18 protein-coding genes are annotated in these 18,652 nt (G+C 33.4%); 11 read left to right on the top strand and 7 right to left on the bottom strand.

What is annotated here, in order from left to right; all coding sequences use genetic code 11:
* Positions 1 to 14: 14 nt before the first annotated feature.
* From ACJ6WR_RS04455 to guaB, 3 genes are all read left to right on the top strand, one after another.
* Positions 15 to 566 (top strand): hypothetical protein, encoded by a 552-nt coding sequence (locus ACJ6WR_RS04455; protein ID WP_409417168.1) that lies wholly within the window; start codon positions 15 to 17, stop codon positions 564 to 566.
* Positions 563 to 1,963, top strand: a complete 1,401-nt coding sequence (locus ACJ6WR_RS04450; protein ID WP_409417167.1) for a DUF5723 family protein — start codon at positions 563 to 565, stop codon at positions 1,961 to 1,963. Before ACJ6WR_RS04455 ends, ACJ6WR_RS04450 begins: the two co-directional genes overlap by 4 nt.
* 245 nt (positions 1,964 to 2,208) lie before the next feature.
* Positions 2,209 to 3,681: an IMP dehydrogenase gene (guaB, locus tag ACJ6WR_RS04445; RefSeq protein WP_039111178.1), complete on the top strand. Its 1,473-nt coding sequence runs from the start codon at positions 2,209 to 2,211 to the stop codon at positions 3,679 to 3,681.
* Positions 3,682 to 3,742: 61 nt separating this feature from the next.
* Here guaB and ACJ6WR_RS04440 read toward each other — a convergent pair whose 3' ends face one another.
* The 5 genes from ACJ6WR_RS04440 to hypA form a co-directional block, all read right to left on the bottom strand.
* On the bottom strand, positions 3,743 to 4,939 hold the full coding sequence (locus tag ACJ6WR_RS04440) for a hypothetical protein (protein WP_409417166.1): 1,197 nt from the start codon (positions 4,937 to 4,939) through the stop codon (positions 3,743 to 3,745).
* Positions 4,940 to 5,119: 180 nt separating this feature from the next.
* Positions 5,120 to 6,136, bottom strand: a complete 1,017-nt coding sequence (hypE, locus tag ACJ6WR_RS04435) for a hydrogenase expression/formation protein HypE (protein WP_409417165.1) — start codon at positions 6,134 to 6,136, stop codon at positions 5,120 to 5,122.
* Positions 6,137 to 6,145: 9 nt separating this feature from the next.
* The gene (locus ACJ6WR_RS04430; RefSeq protein WP_039111175.1) at positions 6,146 to 6,382 is read right to left on the bottom strand and encodes a HypC/HybG/HupF family hydrogenase formation chaperone; all 237 of its coding nucleotides are present in this window, start codon (positions 6,380 to 6,382) and stop codon (positions 6,146 to 6,148) included.
* Positions 6,383 to 6,386: 4 nt separating this feature from the next.
* Positions 6,387 to 7,250 (bottom strand): hydrogenase nickel incorporation protein HypB, encoded by an 864-nt coding sequence (hypB, locus tag ACJ6WR_RS04425; RefSeq protein WP_086894105.1) that lies wholly within the window; start codon positions 7,248 to 7,250, stop codon positions 6,387 to 6,389.
* Between the two features lie 6 nt (positions 7,251 to 7,256).
* Positions 7,257 to 7,598: a hydrogenase maturation nickel metallochaperone HypA gene (gene hypA, locus ACJ6WR_RS04420; protein WP_409417164.1), complete on the bottom strand. Its 342-nt coding sequence runs from the start codon at positions 7,596 to 7,598 to the stop codon at positions 7,257 to 7,259.
* Positions 7,599 to 7,794: 196 nt separating this feature from the next.
* Here hypA and ACJ6WR_RS04415 point away from each other — a divergent pair, with 196 nt between their 5' ends.
* From ACJ6WR_RS04415 to ACJ6WR_RS04380, 8 genes are read left to right on the top strand one after another with little or no spacing between them, the layout of a single operon-like run.
* The gene (locus ACJ6WR_RS04415) at positions 7,795 to 8,922 is read left to right on the top strand and encodes a hydrogenase small subunit (protein WP_039111172.1); all 1,128 of its coding nucleotides are present in this window, start codon (positions 7,795 to 7,797) and stop codon (positions 8,920 to 8,922) included.
* 18 nt (positions 8,923 to 8,940) lie between these two features.
* A complete protein-coding gene (locus tag ACJ6WR_RS04410) occupies positions 8,941 to 10,677 on the top strand; it encodes a nickel-dependent hydrogenase large subunit (RefSeq protein ID WP_039111171.1) in 1,737 nt (578 codons plus the stop codon).
* A gap of 15 nt (positions 10,678 to 10,692) precedes the next feature.
* On the top strand, positions 10,693 to 11,460 hold the full coding sequence (gene cybH / locus ACJ6WR_RS04405) for a Ni/Fe-hydrogenase, b-type cytochrome subunit (RefSeq protein ID WP_039111170.1): 768 nt from the start codon (positions 10,693 to 10,695) through the stop codon (positions 11,458 to 11,460).
* A gap of 8 nt (positions 11,461 to 11,468) precedes the next feature.
* On the top strand, positions 11,469 to 11,984 hold the full coding sequence (locus tag ACJ6WR_RS04400; protein WP_240474642.1) for a HyaD/HybD family hydrogenase maturation endopeptidase: 516 nt from the start codon (positions 11,469 to 11,471) through the stop codon (positions 11,982 to 11,984).
* Between the two features lie 3 nt (positions 11,985 to 11,987).
* Complete coding sequence (gene hypF, locus ACJ6WR_RS04395) at positions 11,988 to 14,261, top strand: carbamoyltransferase HypF (protein ID WP_409417163.1); 2,274 nt, start codon at positions 11,988 to 11,990, stop codon at positions 14,259 to 14,261.
* Positions 14,262 to 14,264: 3 nt separating this feature from the next.
* Positions 14,265 to 14,891 (top strand): FKBP-type peptidyl-prolyl cis-trans isomerase, encoded by a 627-nt coding sequence (locus ACJ6WR_RS04390; protein ID WP_052250167.1) that lies wholly within the window; start codon positions 14,265 to 14,267, stop codon positions 14,889 to 14,891.
* Position 14,892: 1 nt separating this feature from the next.
* Positions 14,893 to 15,969 carry a hydrogenase formation protein HypD gene (gene hypD, locus ACJ6WR_RS04385; RefSeq protein WP_409417162.1) on the top strand — a complete coding sequence of 359 codons (1,077 nt, stop codon included), beginning with the start codon at positions 14,893 to 14,895 and terminating at the stop codon, positions 15,967 to 15,969.
* 5 nt (positions 15,970 to 15,974) lie between these two features.
* A complete protein-coding gene (locus ACJ6WR_RS04380) occupies positions 15,975 to 16,694 on the top strand; it encodes a sulfite exporter TauE/SafE family protein (RefSeq protein ID WP_409417161.1) in 720 nt (239 codons plus the stop codon).
* Positions 16,695 to 16,704: 10 nt separating this feature from the next.
* On the opposite strand, the gene nudK is transcribed toward ACJ6WR_RS04380, so the two are convergent.
* Complete coding sequence (nudK, locus tag ACJ6WR_RS04375) at positions 16,705 to 17,286, bottom strand: GDP-mannose pyrophosphatase NudK (RefSeq protein ID WP_039111168.1); 582 nt, start codon at positions 17,284 to 17,286, stop codon at positions 16,705 to 16,707.
* 57 nt (positions 17,287 to 17,343) lie between these two features.
* Complete coding sequence (locus ACJ6WR_RS04370; RefSeq protein WP_039119937.1) at positions 17,344 to 18,615, bottom strand: adenylosuccinate synthase; 1,272 nt, start codon at positions 18,613 to 18,615, stop codon at positions 17,344 to 17,346.
* Positions 18,616 to 18,652: the final 37 nt, after the last annotated feature.

Genomic DNA, 18,652 nt, shown 5'->3' with positions numbered 1-18,652 from the left:
AAAATAATTTTGCAATGAAATTATATCAATATAATATGTTTTTCAGGCTCATAATCGTTGCGTTATTGTTTTGTTCGTGCGCTAGTGATTTAGATTTTGACCAAACTAAAGATCTTAAATTAGAGCCTGTTTTTGTTGCTAATTTAACCTACTTTGATGTTAAAGCAAATACATTTGTTGATAATGGAGAAGAACAAGATGTTGTTTTTAACGTACAGGATTTCGATGTGTTTAGAGATAGTTTTTTTAGAGACAATTTAAAGAAAGCCGAGTTCAATTTCGAAATTGATAATACGATTGCTAGAGCCTACATAGTTAATTTTGTTTTTCTTGATGTCGATAATCAGGTGGTTCATCATACCGAAATAGATGTTCCGGCTTATGTAAACACACCAAATATTGTAAAGTATACAGATGTTTTTGAAAATGAGACATTAGATTTATTAAAAAAATCAGTTAAACTAGAAATAGGAATTACCATGTTGCCAGGAACTCCATTAACTCCAGATAGCCCAGGAAGATTAAAATTACGTTCGGGAGCAACTGTTTACTTCGAAATAAAATGAGAAAAATCTATTTAATTTTCTTGTTGGTAATGACTATTTCAGGATTGGCACAGAACAAACAAGTGTTGTATAATTTCTCTTCAATTCCGCAATCGTTGCTTGTAAATCCAGGAACAGATATTTCGTATAAGTATTATTTTGGAGTCCCATTGTTATCTGGTATTTCGGCAAACCTTGGTTCAAGCAGTTTTTCGGCTTATGATTTATTTGCAAATAACGGAGTCGACTTTAATACCAAGTTAAGAAATGCAGTAAACAAAGCATCCAAAAATGATAAGGTTTCTGTTAATCAGCAAGTCGAATTGTTTTCAGGAGGATTCAAGGTTGGAGGCAGAGAAAGTAAAGCTTACGTTTCATTTGGAGTGTATCAAGAAGCTGATTTTTTTATGTATGTACCTAAAGATTTGGCATTATTAGCATTAGATGGAAATAAAAATTATATCGGAAAATCGTTTGATTTAAGTCAGTTAACCGCCAAGGCCGAAGTAATTTCTGTTTTTCATGTTGGATATCATAAAAAAGTAAGTGATAAATTAGTTTTAGGAGGTAGAGCAAAGTTGTATTCTAGCGGATTAAATGCGACTACTACCAAGAATTCAGGATATATTTATACAGGAAACTCTAATACAACAATGTATAATCAAATTATATCTTCTAATTTAGAACTAAAAACCTCAGGAATTGCCGAATTTCGTAAAGATGATTATAATGGAAGCGTAGCTTCGGATATTGCAAAAAACACTTTTTTGGGTGGAAATTTAGGACTCGGTTTTGATGCAGGAATAACCTATTATCCTAAAAAAAATATTCAGCTCACAGCAAGTGTAATCGATGTTGGTTTTATTCGCCACAGCAAAGATGTCGAAACGATTACTTATAAGGGGTATTATCAATATGAAGGAGTAAATCCTAATTTTACCAATCCCGAAAAACCAGAAAATGTATTCGATGAGTTCGAAGCAGCAATTCCGCGTGACACAGTTTATGGTAAATACACTACTTGGCGACCAGTAAAATTTAATGCATCATTTCAGTATTCTTTCGGTGAATCCAGATCCGACGAAGAATGTAATTGTGTGTCAAAAGGAGAAACTGAATATCTTAATGGGGTAGGAGCGCAATTATTTGCAATGTCTACACCAAGAACACCATTGGTAGCTTTAACGGCTTTTTATAGACGTACTCTTTTTGAAAATCTTCAAGTAAAAGCAACTTACACCATAGATTCTTTTTCTTCAAAAAACATAGGATTTGGACTTTCAACAAATCTGGGTAAGTTTAATTTATACGCCATGGTCGATAATATTCTGGAATACAAGGATATCACAAAAGCCAATAGTGCTACGTTTCAATTTGGACTTAATTTTATTTTCAAAGAAAATTCTGAATACTATTAAGTTATTTTTTATAAGAAGCTAATCCGGCTATTCGCTATAATCTTTATTGTTTTAAAGGAAAACAATAAAGGATTTCCGCTGCTATCCGGGCTAGGAACGAGGTAGATTTCAGGAGCTTTTTTTAATAGAGATTAACTGTAGGAATTTATCCCGAAGCGTCGGGACTAAAAATTTCTGAATAGTATAATGTAAAAGTTTTCAATTTATTCACTATATTTGCACGCAATTCAACTAGAAATTGCACCATGATAGCACACAACTCCAAGATTATCGGCGAAGGTTTAACTTACGACGATGTATTATTAGTACCTAACTACTCGAATGTGCTTCCTCGCGAAGTGAGTATCCAATCAAAATTTTCTCGAAACATAACGCTAAACGTTCCAATCGTATCTGCTGCTATGGATACCGTTACCGAAAGTTCAATGGCAATTGCTATGGCGCAAGAAGGTGGAATTGGTGTTTTGCATAAAAACATGACCATCGAGCAACAAGCTGCCAAAGTACGTAAAGTAAAGCGTGCAGAGTCAGGAATGATTATCGATCCAGTTACATTACCATTAAGTTCTACAATTGCAGATGCTAAAATGGCAATGAAAGAATTCGGAATTGGTGGAATCCCAATCGTTGACGAAAACAGAATCCTTAAAGGAATTGTTACCAACCGTGACTTACGTTTCGAAAAAAATGGAACAAGACCAATTGTTGAAGTTATGACAAGTCAAAACTTGGTAACTGTAGCCGAAGGAACTTCATTAGAACAAGCCGAAGTAGTTTTACAAGGTCACAAAATAGAAAAATTACCAGTTGTTAATGCAAACTATGAATTAGTTGGATTAATCACTTTTAGAGATATTACTAAACTTACCCAAAAACCAATTGCTAATAAAGATGTTTTTGGTCGTTTAAGAGTAGCTGCCGCAATTGGAGTTACTGGTGATGCAGTTCAAAGAGCAGAAGCATTAGTTGCAGCAGGAGTAGATGCCATTATCATTGATACCGCTCACGGACATACAGAAGGTGTTGTAAATACCTTAAAAGAAGTAAAATCAAAATTCCCACAAATAGATGTAATTGTTGGAAACATTGCAACTCCAGAAGCTGCTAAATATTTAGTAGAAAATGGTGCCGATGGTGTAAAAGTAGGAATCGGACCTGGTTCAATCTGTACAACACGTATCGTAGCAGGAGTTGGATTCCCTCAATTCTCGGCAGTATTAGAAGTTGCTGCAGCAATAAAAGGATCTGGTGTACCAGTAATTGCCGATGGAGGAATACGTTATACAGGAGATATTCCTAAGGCTATTGCTGCAGGAGCCGATTGTGTAATGTTAGGTTCATTACTAGCAGGAACAAAAGAATCTCCAGGTGAAACGATTATCTTCGAAGGAAGAAAATTCAAATCTTACCGCGGAATGGGTTCTGTTGAAGCTATGCAAACGGGATCAAAAGATCGATATTTTCAAGATGTTGAAGATGATGTTAAGAAATTAGTTCCAGAAGGAATTGTAGGTCGTGTTCCTTATAAAGGAGAATTAAACGAAAGTATGCTTCAGTTTATCGGAGGACTTCGTGCAGGAATGGGATATTGCGGTTCAAAAGATATTCCGACATTACAAGAGTCAGGACGTTTTGTTAGAATCACTTCTAGCGGAATCACAGAGAGTCATCCTCATAATGTAACAATTACCAAAGAAGCTCCAAATTACTCAAGATAATCAAGAGATTTCTATATAAAACAAAAGGCATAAGATTTAGTTTCTTATGCCTTTTATTCTTTTATTTAACTTGGTGTAAATACTCTTTTACTATATTGTATTGTCTATTCTTAATTGTTATTTTATAATCTCCTTTGCTCAAGATTAGATTTCCTATCTGGTTTTTATCTGAAATTTCGATTATATCAGCGGGAATCCCGTTTTGTTCAAATTCATTATTTCTATATGCTAAAACTAATGCCGGATATTCGGTTATTATAGAATTTGGAATTTTATATGTTTTTCTTTCTCCGGATAAAGTTAACCAATTCGGTCTGCCATTATTATATTTGGTAATAGGATGTATTATAGAGCAGTCAATTTTTGTATCGTTGTTGATTTTTCCGTTAAATGTTTCACCATTGTCATTAATCATAATCACAGGATAATCTAGATTAACCATTTGGATGTAAGGATTGTTAAGCTTTAATTGTCCTCTCTCTGAACTTGAAATTTGATCAATAGTAAAAGGATTTATTCCAGTTATTTCTGTTAATCTTCCAGCCATTGCTTTTTCCCAAGATTGAATTCTGGGAACTCCTTCTATAATGTGATCATATCCACAGTAAATTAAAAATTTAGCGTTTGGATTTGCTTTAATTATTTTAGCAATGTTTAAAGCTTGTTCTATTTCTCTCTCTTTTCCTGTTATGCTTTTTTCAGATGTATATTCGTAGTCAAACAGTATAAAGCCAATTTTTATTGCTTCATTAATCAAGTTAGCAAATTGAGGTTCTTTCGTATAAAAACCAGTTTCTTCAACAGTAAATTTATTCGTATTTACCAAGCTGTTCCAAAGAGCTTCTATTCCTAAGTAACGGTAACCATTATCATAAAGTCCCTGTAATAAAGATGTAGTAAATACTCTATGTCTTGAATTATTGTGAGCTTCATTTATTATGACAACTTGCTCATTTTTAGAACGATTTATAATATATTCTTTTGCATTTTTTGGTTTAAACGATTTAAAATATAAACTATCCTCTTTTGTTATTTTTGGTATTGTAGCTCCGTTTTTATCCCAAGCTTCTAGAGCTTCCTGATAGTAGCCACTCATAGAGTAAGAAACAGCTCCTGATTGATATTTCCATGCGACAGTATCTTTTTCAATAGATGTATTTATATCTTCTTTAAAATGATAAGTCTCTTTTTTTGGTTGTGAAAATAAGTTAGCAGCTGAACATATAAGGAATAAGAAGATAGTTGTTTTTTGTTTCATTAAGATTTACTGATTTAAACTAAAATTACTATTTGATTGTAATATTAAGATATTCTTACGGCATAAATGATTCTACTTAAGATAAGTATGTCATTATCGTATCATATTTTAAAAATAGTAAATTTAGTTTTTTATCTTAATAAATAATTTACAAGATGAGTATTATATTAATTTAACCAATCAACAAATTCGAGGTAATTGTTCCCCAATTAATGGAGATAAAACTCTTTTACCGCCAAATGCACTCTCGGTGATAATTTTTAAAGGATGGTCCTCGGTTATAAAACCTATGCAAGAAGCATGAGGATTCTTTTTTTGTAAAATTGCTAAAGCTCCGTCTTTAATTTCAGCATCAACAATACACACAAATATGCCTTCATTGGCAACATATAAGGGATCTAAACCCAGTAATTCACAGGCACTATTTACTTGATTTTCTACTTTTATATTTTCATCATAAAGATTCACTCCAAAATTGCATTCAGTTACAATTTCGTGTAATACTGAGGCTAGACCTCCGCGTGTTGCATCCCTTAGAAAATGAATTTTAGCACCATATTTTTCTATCAATTCAAGTGTAATCTCGTTTAAGTTTGTGGTGTCACTCAATATATCACTGTCAAACTGAAGACCTTCCCGTTCCGACATGATTGCCATTCCGTGTGATGCTATAGGACCATTTATAAGTATAGCATCGTTTTTGAGAATATTTCCAATTTTTATATTTGCTTTTTCATGTACAATTCCAACTCCAGAAGTATTAATGTAAATTTTATCTCCTTTTCCTCTTTCGACTACTTTAGTGTCTCCGGTAACAATAAAAACACCAGCTTTGTCGGCAGCCGATTTTATAGATTTAATAATCTGGGTAAATTCGTCTAAACTAAAACCTTCTTCAATTATTAATGATAAAGAGAGATATTTAGGAATTGCTCCACACATAGAGAGGTCATTTACAGTTCCGTTTACAGCAAGCTCTCCAATGTTTCCTCCTTTAAAGAAAATGGGAGAAATAACATAACTATCGGTAGAAAAGGCTAAATTTCCTTGTAAATTTATAAAGGCACCATCATGTCGAACATCTAAAATATCGTTTTTTAAAATCTTTAAAATAACATCATTTAATAATTGCGTCATATGTTCTCCACCGCTTCCGTGATGTAGATAAATTGCTTCTGAATTTTTAGAATTATTCATTTTTAGAATTTAAATTTCTTCCCCCATTTCCTTTAAAACTGCCATAGTACGTTTGGCTTCTTCTTCGTCTATAATACCTATAGCAGCACCAACATGTACTAAAACATAATCGCCTTCTTTTGCTTCGGGAACAAGCGTTAGATTGACTTCTTTAATAATTCCTTCAAATGAAACGTTTCCAATTCTAAAAGTTTCATCGAGTTGCATTGTTACTTTTTTAAGTTGACCAGGGACTGCTAAACACATACTGTTATTGGTTTATTGATTGGGTTAAATAGGTATACCATGCTTCTAACCCTTCTCCAGATGTGGCCGAAACTTCAAAGAATTCTAATTGAGGATTTACTTTTCTGGCATATTCTTTTAATTTTTCTAAATCAAATTTTAAATATGGTAATAAATCTATTTTATTGATGATGCATATTTGCGAACCATAAAACATGTCAGGATATTTTAAGGGTTTGTCCTCACCTTCGGTCACAGATATAATTACAATACGTTTAGATTCTCCTAAATCAAACATTGCTGGACAAACTAGATTTCCAACATTCTCAATCATCATAATCGAATCTTGTTTAGGTTTCAATTCTTTAACAGCTCTCGAGATCATTTCGCTATCAAGATGACATCCTTTTCCAGTATTTATTTGAATTACAGGAACATTAAGTTTGTGAATCCTGTCAGCATCATTTGTGGTTTGTTGATCCCCTTCGATAACTGAAAAAGTTATTTTACTTTTTAAATCAGTAATTGTTCGTTCCAGTAATGATGTTTTTCCTGATCCGGGAGAACTCACCAAGTTGATTGAGAAAATATTTAAAGCTTCAAAGAAACCTCTGTTTCTCTCGGCAGTTAATTGGTTTTTATGTAAAATATCTTTTTCTAATTGTATCACACTTATCTCGTGACTATGATCATGACTATGACTATGATGATGGCTGTGGTTATGATTATGGTCATGAGTATGTTCGTGGTCATGTTCATGATCATGTTGTAGTTCATTATCATGATGGTGATGATGAAAATTACTATTGTTAGAATGATTCTGTTTTTCGCCCATTTTAGTATATCTTATTTCATTCTCATCAGAGCTACATCCGCAGGTGGTACACATAATTTTCTATTTTATAATTAATTTTTTAATTTTTAGTTCTTTCCCTTCTAAAATTTCTTTAAAAGGACTGTTGCAATTGGGGCAGGAATCAAATATTTTTTTGATAATAAAGGTGTGATTACATTCTGCACATTTTGCCCTCCCGACAGGTTCTTCAACAAATAATTTGGAACCATCCAGCACACTGTTATTAGTGCACAATGGCCATACGAAATGAAAAGAATCCATCTCGACGCCAGATAATTTTCCTATTTCGAGATAAATTTCTAAGACCTTTTTTCCTTTTATTTTCTCTGCTTCTTGATGAGCAGTTTTTACAATAGAGGAGACAATAGAAAGTTCATGCATATTGAATTTGCTTTTAGGACAAAATTTAGGGGTCAATTTAAGTTTATTAAACCTTTCAGAACATGATAATTATCATAAAATTGTAGGAAAAATAAAATAAAATTTGAAGTATTGATATTTAATGAAAATATTGGTCTGCAATGTTGAGTATTCTAAATCAAATAGACCATGAAGTGTTTTAAAAACTAACTTAAGGATGGAGGATAAAGTCAAAAAGAATGAGACCTATTATAATAGTATCGAAAGACAAGGTTATAGTAGGAGAGATTTTTTAAAATTTGTAGCATATATAGGGGCATATATGGGTGTAGAAAGTTCTGCAATAGGACAGATCACAAAAGCATTAGAAAGGACACCCAGATTACCCGTTATTTGGGAACATTTTCAGGAATGTACCTGTTGTAGTGAGTCGTTTATTCGTTCGGATCATCCTATTGTTGCCGATATTATTTTAGACAAAATATCATTAGATTACACGCTAACACTAATGGCCGCTTCTGGGCATCAAGCCGAAGCAGCTAAACAAGCAACAATGAATAAATACAAAGGAGAATACATTCTTTGTGTTGAAGGCTCTATACCTCTTGGTGCCGACGGAAATTATTGTTGTATAGGAGGCCGTAGCGCTGTTGATATACTAAAAGAATCTGCTGCAGGGGCAAAAGCGATAATTGCTTGGGGAAGTTGTGCAACATCTGGTTGTGTACAAGCAGCAAAACCGAATCCTACAGGAGCAGTACCTATAAACAAAATCATTACCGATAAACCAATTATCAATGTTCCGGGATGCCCTCCTATAGGAGAGGTAATGGCTGGTATTATTGTACATATTGTTGCCTTTGGGAAATTGCCAGAACTAGATAATGCAGGTAGACCAAAAGCATTTTATTCTAAAAGAGTCCATGATAGTTGTTATCGCCGACCTTATTTTGACGCAGGATTATTTGTCGAAAATTTTGATGATGAGAATGCAAAAAAAGGATATTGCTTATACAAAGTTGGTTGTAAAGGACCTAGTACCTACAATGCTTGCGGTAATATGAAATGGAATGGAGGGGTAAGCTACCCAATTCAATCCGGACATGGCTGTTTAGGCTGTAGTGCCAAAGATTTCTGGGACGCAGGAAGTTTTTATTCAAGGGACTCTTCTGTATCAGCGGGTGATATAGAAGCAAATGCCGATACAATAGGTAAAATTGCCCTTGGTGGAGTTGCTGCAGGTATTGGGGTTCATGCCATCCTCTCTAATGTATCAAAACGAAAAGAGCTAAATCAAAGAATTAATCAGGCAACTGAAAACGAAAAACACTTAGACGATTTATAATCTATAAAATAATAAAGAATGGCAGAGAGAATAGTGGTAGACCCAATTACTAGAATAGAAGGACATCTTAGAGCCGAAGTAGAAATTTCGGATGGAACTATACAAGAAGCCTTTTTATCTTCGACTATGGTTAGAGGTCTTGAAAACATTGTAAAAGACAGGAATCCAAAAGACGTTTGGGCTTTTGTACAACGTACTTGTGGGGTTTGTACAGCTTCCCATGCTACCGCATCAATACGGGCTGTTGAAGATGCACTTGGAATTGTAGTTCCTCCAAATGCAGAAATGGTTCGTAATATTATGCTAGGAGCTTTATACTTACATGATCACGTAGTTCATTTTTATCATCTCCACGCATTTGATTGGGTAGATGTAATAAGTGGCTTGAATGCAGATCCTGTAAAAACTTCTCAAATAGCACAATCTATTTCAAATTGGCCAAAAAGTTCACCAGGTTATTTTTCGGATTTACAAAAAAGACTGAAAAAATTTGTAGAGAGTGGTCAATTAGGAATTTTTGCTAATGGTTATTGGGGACATCCACAAATGAAACTACCACCTGAAGTTAATTTAATGGCAACTGCACATTATTTGGAAGCCTTAGAGTGGCAAAAAGAAATTGTGAAAGTACATGCTATTTTTGGTGGTAAAAATCCACACCCCAATTTTTTAGTTGGAGGAATGGCTTGCTCTATTAACCTTGATGATGCAAGTGGACTAAATGCAGAAAGACTTGCCCACGTAAGACAACTTTTAGAAGAAGGAAAACAATTTGTAGAACAAGTATATGTTCCAGATGTTCTTGCCATTGCAGGATACTATAAAGACTGGGGGGCTATTGGAGGGTTTCATAATTTTATGTCTTCTAGAGAATTCCCAATGCAGGGGCATAATAATACAAACGATATTAATTTTAAATTCCCGTCGGGAGTTATTTTGAATAAAGATTTATCTAAACTTCATGACTTAGATTTAAGAGATTTAAAAACAGTAGAAGAGTATGTAAACAATTCCTGGTATGATTATGAAGGAGATGGTAACTTAGGAAGACAACCGTGGAGCGGAGAAACCAAAATAAATTACACAGGTCCTAAACCACCTTATACACATTTGAATGTTGATGAAAAATACAGTTTTATCAAAACACCAAGATGGAAAGGTCATGCGATGGAAGTAGGTCCGCTTGCTAGAATGTTAGTTGGATATGCGTCCGGAAGAGAGGAATTTAAAGAAACTATTGATTCTACATTATCAAAATTGCAAGTTCCAGCCGCAGCACTATTCTCGACTTTAGGAAGAACTGCCGCCAGAGCTTTAGAATCAAAATTAGTGGCAAACTGGAATCTGGAATTTTTTGATACTTTAATTGAGAATATCAAAAAAGGAGATACCAATATCGCAAATACAGAAAAATGGGAAACGTCTACCTGGCCAAAAGAGGCTAAAGGAGTAGGTATTGTCGAAGCACCACGAGGCGCTTTGAGCCATTGGATTGTTATAAAAGATGCAAAAGTGGCTAATTATCAACAAGTAGTTCCATCGACATGGAACGCTTCTCCCAGAGATCCAAAAGGGCAACGATCTCCTTACGAAAGTAGTTTGCTAAATACACCAGTTGCAAATCCAGAATTACCATTAGAAATCATTAGAACGATACATTCATTTGATCCTTGTATCGCTTGTGCAGTTCATTTATACGATGAAAATGGAGATATTATTAAAGAAGTAAACGATATCACAATTTGTAATTCTTAATTTAAATTGTAAAGTATGCCAACAAAAACCAACGATTATAAAAGAGCTTATATATGGCAATTACCCGTGCGTATTTTTCATTGGGTAAATGCTTGGGCTATTACAGGATTAGTCGCAACAGGATTTATTATTGCAAATCCGCCCGGAATTATCTCCAGCAAAGAAGCTACAGAACAATTTTGGTTTGGCTACGTTCGTGAAATCCATTTTATATGTGCCTATCTATTGGTAGCAGTGATGATTTTGAGGGTTTATTTTGCTTTCAAAGGGAATAAATACGCTAATTGGCGTGTATTTCTTCCTTTTAAGAAAGAAGGATTTAAAAGGATGTGGCACGTTATTAAATACGATATTTTTTTGCAAAATGAAGAAACAAATAATTCTCCTACAGGAGCTGTAGGACATAATAGTGTCGCTGCAGCTTCTTATTTGGTTATGTTTTTTATGGGACTTGTTATGATAGCGACAGGGTTTGCAATGTATGCTCCCACATCGACCTGGTTTTTACCAAAGATGTTTGGTTGGGTTGTAAACTTGTTAGGAGGAGATTTTAATGTTAGGACTATTCATCATATTACTACCTGGACTTTTATCTTGTTTGCAATCGTTCATGTTTATTTAGTATTCTTTCATGATTGGTTGGAAGGATTGGGTGAGACATCGGCTATGGTAAGTGGATATAAATTTGTACGAACCGAAAGGGTTAGAAAAGATGAAATTGCCGACGATGTAAAAGAAGTTGTGATAAATACTGGAAATCAAGAAGAAAATAAAAAAATATAAAAGCAAAGATGATTACAGAAAAAGTCAATATGCCATATAAATATGATGAGTTTCACTCTAATGGAAATGAAATTTTAGTACTTGGTATTGGTAATTATTTAATGGGGGATGAGGGTGTTGGAGTGCATTTTATTAACAGGATTGAGAAGACCGATTTTCCCGAAAATATCTCTTTTATTGATGGAGGAACAGGAGGATTTACATTAATTCCATGCATCGAGAACCATAAAAAAGTAATTATTGTAGATGCAACAATGGATGGAAAAGAAGAAGGGACTATTACACTCTTAACACCCAGATTTTCTAATGATTTTCCAATTTCTTTAAGTGGTCATAATTTTGGATTAAAGGACATGGTCGAAATTTTGACTATGCTTGATACGATGCCCGAAATTTATTTGTATACAATTACGATTTCTAAAATGGAACCAATGCTTATGGAGCTTTCTCCAAAAGTCGATGGTGCGATAAAAGAAGTAACAGAAAAAATTATTCAATTAATTGAAAATTTTAATAAAAACTAAACCTTGAATCATTCTTTTCAAATAATCATTTCTGGACGTGTGCAAGGTGTTGGTTTCCGCCCTTTTGTTTATAATTTAGCTACTGAATTTGGACTGACTGGTTATGTTTCAAATAATGAATTGGGAGTGATTATAATAGCAAGTGGAGAGCCCGAAAGAGTATTTGAATTTCACAAAACGATTAAAAAAAAATATCCTAAGAATGCAAAAATAACAGCGATTAAGATTTCAGAATTTACTACAAAAGAAAAATTCGAAATTTTTTATATAAAACCAACAGCAGAAAACATTTCGGCAAATTTACCTTTAACACCAGATTTTGCAATTTGCGAAAGCTGTAAAGATGAGGTTATAGATTCTGAGAACAAACGTTATTTTTACCCTTTTACTACTTGTACACAATGTGGTCCTCGTTACGCTATCACCAGGAAATTCCCTTTTGAAAGAGAAAATACGAGCATGAATGAATTCCGAATGTGCCAAGCATGTTCTGAAGAATATTGTAATCCGAAAGATATTCGTTTTCATTCGCAAACAAATTCATGTCCCGATTGCGGGGTTCAACTTTCTTTTACTGATAAAGAAAATCAGAAAATTATAGGTACAAATTTGCAAATTTTCAAACGTATTTCAGATGAATTAAAAAAAGGGAAAATTATAGCTGTAAAAAATATTTCGGGATATTTATTACTATGTGATGCTAGGAACTCAGAGGTTATAATGGAATTAAGAAGTCGGAAAAGACGTTTAAAAAAACCTTTTGCAGTCTTATTTCCAAATTTCAGTCAGGTTGTTGCTAATTTGAATTGTAATAAAATAGAAGAGAAACAATTAAAATCTGTTGAAGCACCTATTGTTATTTTAAATTTAAAAGATCAAAGCAATCTGGCAGTAGGTGAAATTGCTCCAGAAATGAGAACAATTGGAGCGCTGCTTCCTAATTCAGGCATTTTACAATTAATTTCATTTGTTTTTAATGCTCCTTTAATAGCTACTAGTGGTAATTTTCACGGGGCACCAATTTGCACAAACGAAAAAGAGGCTACGACTATTTTAAAACCTATTGCAGATTTTTTTCTCCATCATAATTTAGAGATAGAACATCCTCAAGATGATAGTGTAATTAAATTTTCGGAAAAGAACAAAGTAAAAATAATCCTGAGACGATCCAGAGGTTTTGCTCCAAATTTTAAAAAAGATTTTTGTAATGATACCAATCAAAAAATACTTTGCTTAGGCGGAGATTTGAAAAATACTATTACAATTAGTCCTAACAATCAATGTTATGTTAGCGAATATAATGGAGATTTAAGTAATTATGATGCTTATGATCGATTTGATAAAAAAATAAAAAAGTATCTGCAAATTTTTGATTTCTTGCCTGAGGTTATTATTTGTGATAAACATCCAAATTATCATAACAGTCAAATTATTAGTGATTTTACAGATGCGAAAAATCAAAAAGAAATTCTGAAAGTTCAACATCATGAAGCTCATTTTGCAGCAATTTTAGGAGAGAAAAAGCTATGGGGAAGAAAGAATGTTTTAGGTGTTATTTGGGATGGAATGGGTTTTGGAAATGAAAATGAAATTTATGGAGGAGAGTTTCTACGTTACAATGCTAATAAGATTAAAAGAGTTGGTCATTTAGAATATTACCCATGGATTATGGGAGATAAAATGTCAAAAAATCCAAAAATTGCTGCATTTTCTATAAGTGGGAATAATACTTTTTTTCGAAATTTTTTTGATGAAAACGAATTGAAAATTTATAAAAATGAGATAGGGCTCGCAAAAATAAAAACATCCTCTATGGGGAGATTATTCGATGCTGTTGCCTTTACTTTAGGTTTTCTGGATAATATATCATTTGAAGGAGAAGCAGGTTTATATCTTGAAAATTTGGCTCAAAGAGGATATGATAAACCTGTTTTAGAATTAGAAGATTATTTAAAAAATGAAATAATTACCAACCTGGTTCCTGTAAGAAGAATTTTATTGCAAATTATTACAGCTCGTAAAAAGAATGTTGGTATAGAAATTATCGCTCTTAATTTTCATTATACTTTGGTAAAATGTATTGAAAAAGTAGCAAATTTTTCAAAAGCAAAAGAATTAGCATTTAGCGGAGGAGTTTTCCAAAACTCAGTACTTATAGATTTGATTGTTGATCATTTAAAACCAAAATATAAGCTTCATTTTCATAAAATAGTTTCTCCCAATGACGAAAATATTTCATTTGGACAACTCAATTACTATTTACATATAAAAAAATAAATCATGGATATTTTAGAATTATTAGGGCATGTTGGTAAAACAGAAGAGAAAGATAAAATCTCTTATTCTGCGGGAGTGGTGATGGCATTAAGTCTAAAAGATATAGGTTTTGACGAAATAAAATACGAAGATTTTGTAGATGGAATGCAATCTGTATTTGGAAAAGCAAGTTCGAAGATTTCTCCTAAACGATCTATCGAGATCTTTAATAATTATGTAGCACTTTTACAAGAAGAATTGAAGATTACGAATGCAGAAATTGGAAAAGAATTTTTGGATAAAAATTCTAAAAAGGCAGGAATAATTTCGCTTTCAAGTGGATTGCAATACGAAGTTTTAGTTGAAGGAAATGGAAGTATTCCTAAAAGAACAGATACTGTAAATGTTATTTATGAAGGCTATTTGCTGAATAAGAATGTTTTTGATTCGACTAAAGAAACTGGTGCACAGAAAATTAAATTATTGCAGACTATACAAGGTTGGCAAGAAGCATTGCAATTAATGCCAGAAGGCTCTCGCTGGAAAGTTTATATCCCACATCATTTGGCATACGCCGAAATTGGAGCACCTCCGATGATTCAGCCCAATTCAACTTTAGTTTTTATAATTGAACTTTTAAATATTGTTTGACATGAAGTATCTCTCAGAGTATAGAAATCCTGAATTGGTAAAACAGTATATTACCGAATTGCATAAAATAACTACAAAGCCTTGGAATATAATGGAAATTTGTGGTGGACAAACGCATTCATTAGTTAAAAACGGTTTGTTGGATTTATTGCCTTCAAACATAAGAATGATTCATGGGCCTGGTTGTCCTGTATGTGTAACTCCAATTTCTTTAATAGATAAGGCAATACAATTGATGAAGCAAGATGTAATTTTGTGTTCATTTGGGGATATGACCCGAGTACCAGGTTCTTCTCAAAGTCTGTTGCAAGCTAAGGCTGAAGGGGGAGATTTACGTATTCTATATTCCCCACTGGAGGCGGTAAATATAGCTGCACAAAACCCTGATAGGGAAATTGTATTTTTTGCAGTAGGATTTGAAACGACAGCCCCAAGTATTGCTTTAGCAGTAATTCATGCTCAAAAATTAGACTTGGATAATTTTAGTTTATTAGTCTCGCATGTACTTGTTCCGCCTGCTATGGAGACTATTTTATCTGATGAGTTTTGTACTATTGATGCTTTTTTGGGAGCCGGACATGTATGTACAATAGTAGGATTGGAAGAATATTATCCTATTTCTGCAAAATATAAAATTCCGATTGTAATTTCTGGATTTGAACCTGCCGATTTGCTTCGGGCTATTTATCATGCTGTACTACAATTAGAAGCAGGAAAATTTGAAGTTGAAAATCAATATACCCGACTAGTAAAAGTAGAAGGGAATGTAAAAGCTAAAGAGGTTGTAGACACTGTTTTTACAATTGGAGATCAAGAGTGGAGAAGTATTGGCGTAATCGAAAATAGTGGATTGGTGATGAGAGAAAACTATAGAAAATATGATGCTAATTCTCGATTTTCGATTAACAGTAGTAATAAAAAGACAGACCAAAATTGTATTGCAGGAGAAATTTTAAGAGGAACTAAAAAACCAAACCAATGCCCCGAATTTGGGAAAAAATGTAAACCGTCTAATCCATTAGGAGCACCAATGGTTTCTTCTGAGGGGGCTTGTGCTGCATATTATAATTACTTGTAGTTGTCATGATTGGGATAATAATAACACTTTATGCAGGATTAGAGCATGCTCTTGAAATGGATCATTTATTGGCTGTTAATAGTTTAGTAACTAATAGAAAAAATATTAAGAAAGCTGCTAAAGATGGGATGTATTGGGGAATAGGACATACCCTTACCATTTTTGTGATAGGTGTTGTTATGATTGGTTTTAAGGTAATTATAAAGGAAAGTGTTTTTAGTTATCTTGAAGGAACTGTTGGTTTAATGTTGATTATGCTAGGTGTTTTTCGTTTGTTTAAGTTATTTAAAAAAAATACCCATACTCATACCTACACGCACTCACATGAACATACCCATAGTAATGGCGTTACTCACACCCATTTGCATTCTCATACATATACCCATTCTCACCCCATAGATTTGTTTGAGCATGAACATCCAGATGAGTCTAAGGGATATCGGGCAGCATTTGGTGTAGGATTAATTCACGGATTGGCGGGTAGTGGCGCTTTGGTCGTATTAGTAATCTCTCAGATGAAAACGGTTTTAGAAGGATTAATGTATATCTTAGTTTTTGGATTAGGTTCAATTTTCGGGATGTTTTTAGCCTCTGGATTATTCAGTATTCCTTTTACTAAAAATGTACTCAAATCTCAAAAACTACAATACGTATTAATTATAATCTCTTCGCTGCTTTGTATTGCTTATGGATTTAAAGTAGTGTATGAAAACTTTTTTGCATAAGGAGCAAATATTAAATTAATCCTTTTATCTTGGCGTGTTGCAATAATAAAATTGTTTTGGCATCTTTTATTTCTCCAGTTGCAATCATATTGTAAGCTTCATCAAAAGTCATTTCTAGTACTTCGATGTTTTCATTTTCGATATCCAGTCCTCCGCCTTCACTAACTTTCATACTTTCGTCATATTCTCCTGTAAACAAATATAGAATTTCGGTTACCGATCCTGGTGACATATAGGTTTCGATTACTTTATCTACATTCTTTAATCGATATCCGGTTTCTTCTTCCGTTTCACGGATGATACATTCTTTAGGATTGTCTTTGTCTAAAAGTCCAGCACAAACCTCAATCATCATTCCAGATTCATTTCCGTTAAGATAAGTTGGCATGCGAAACTGTCTTGTAAGGACTACAGTTTTCTTTTCAGAATTATAAAGTAATATTGCTGCGCCATTCCCTCTGTCATATACTTCTCGAGAATGGATTTCCTGCTTTCCGTTATTCTTTTGATAATCAAACGTTACTTTGTTTAATACATACCAATTATCAGATAATAATTTAGTCTCAGTTATATTTATTTTAGGATTGCTCATGTGTAAAATATTTTTTTGGCAAAAAAAACGCCCTGGATTTCAGAGCGTTTAATGTTTTTATTTAAGTATCGTTTGTTTTCTGTCTGGACCTACAGAAACAATCTTGATAGGCACTTCGACTTCTTTCTCGATAAACTCGATATATTCTTTTAATTCAATTGGTAATTGATCATAAGTTGTCATTCCAGTTAAATCAGCTTGCCATCCTTTAAACTCTTTGTAAACAGGAGTTACATTTTCTGGCTCAATATTATAAGGGAAATGAGAAATGTTTTGTCCTTTGTAGTTGTATTCAGTACACACTTTTAAAGTTTCGAATCCAGAAAGTACGTCACCTTTCATCATCATTAATTGTGTAACACCATTTACTTGAACAGCATATTTTAAAGCTACTAAGTCTAACCATCCACAACGTCTTTGTCTTCCTGTAACAGATCCAAATTCGTTTCCGATTTTTGCCATTGTAGCTCCAACTTCGTCAAAAAGTTCAGTTGGAAAAGGACCGCTACCTACACGAGTAACATATGCTTTAAAAATTCCGTAAACTTCTTTAATTTTGTTTGGCGCAATACCTAAACCAGTACATGCTCCTGCAGCAGTAGTATTAGATGAGGTAACAAATGGATATGTTCCAAAATCTACATCTAATAAAGATCCCTGAGCACCTTCACATAAAATAGATTTACCAGCTTTTTGAGCTTGGTACATATATTCTTCACTATCAATAAAATCTAATTTTTTTAATTCTTCGATAGCTTCAAAGAATTCTTTTTCAAGTTCTGCTAAGTTGTATTGAATAGCAACATCATAAAAAGCAATCATAGCTTCATGCTTGTCTGCCAATGCTCTGTAACGTTCTTTAAAATCTTCTAATTCGATATCACCAACACGTAAACCATTTCTACCAGTTTTGTCCATGTAAGTTGGACCAATTCCTTTTAATGTAGAACCAATTTTTGCTTTTCCTTTTGATGCTTCAGAAGCTGCATCAAGTAAACGGTGTGTTGGCAAAATTAAGTGTGCTTTTCTAGATATAATTAATTTGCTTTTGATGTCTAAATTAAATTTCTCTAGACCTTCAATTTCTTTTTGGAAAACCACTGGGTCAATTACAACTCCATTACCAATAATGTTAATAGACTTTTCATGAAAAATTCCTGATGGAATTGTTCTTAAAACGTGTTTTATTCCGTCGAATTCTAAAGTATGTCCTGCATTTGGTCCACCTTGAAAACGAGCAATAATGTCATAATTAGAGGTAAGAACGTCTACAATTTTCCCTTTACCTTCATCTCCCCATTGTAATCCTAGTAATAAATCTACGGTCATTCTGTTTTTAATTTTAATGTCGAGGCAGTTTTTACCG

Source organism: Flavobacterium sp. PS2, from assembly GCF_046250155.1.
GTDB lineage: Bacteria > Bacteroidota > Bacteroidia > Flavobacteriales > Flavobacteriaceae > Flavobacterium.
Note: the sequence above shows the minus strand (reverse complement) of the source record. Positions and strands in the feature narration are given on the sequence as shown.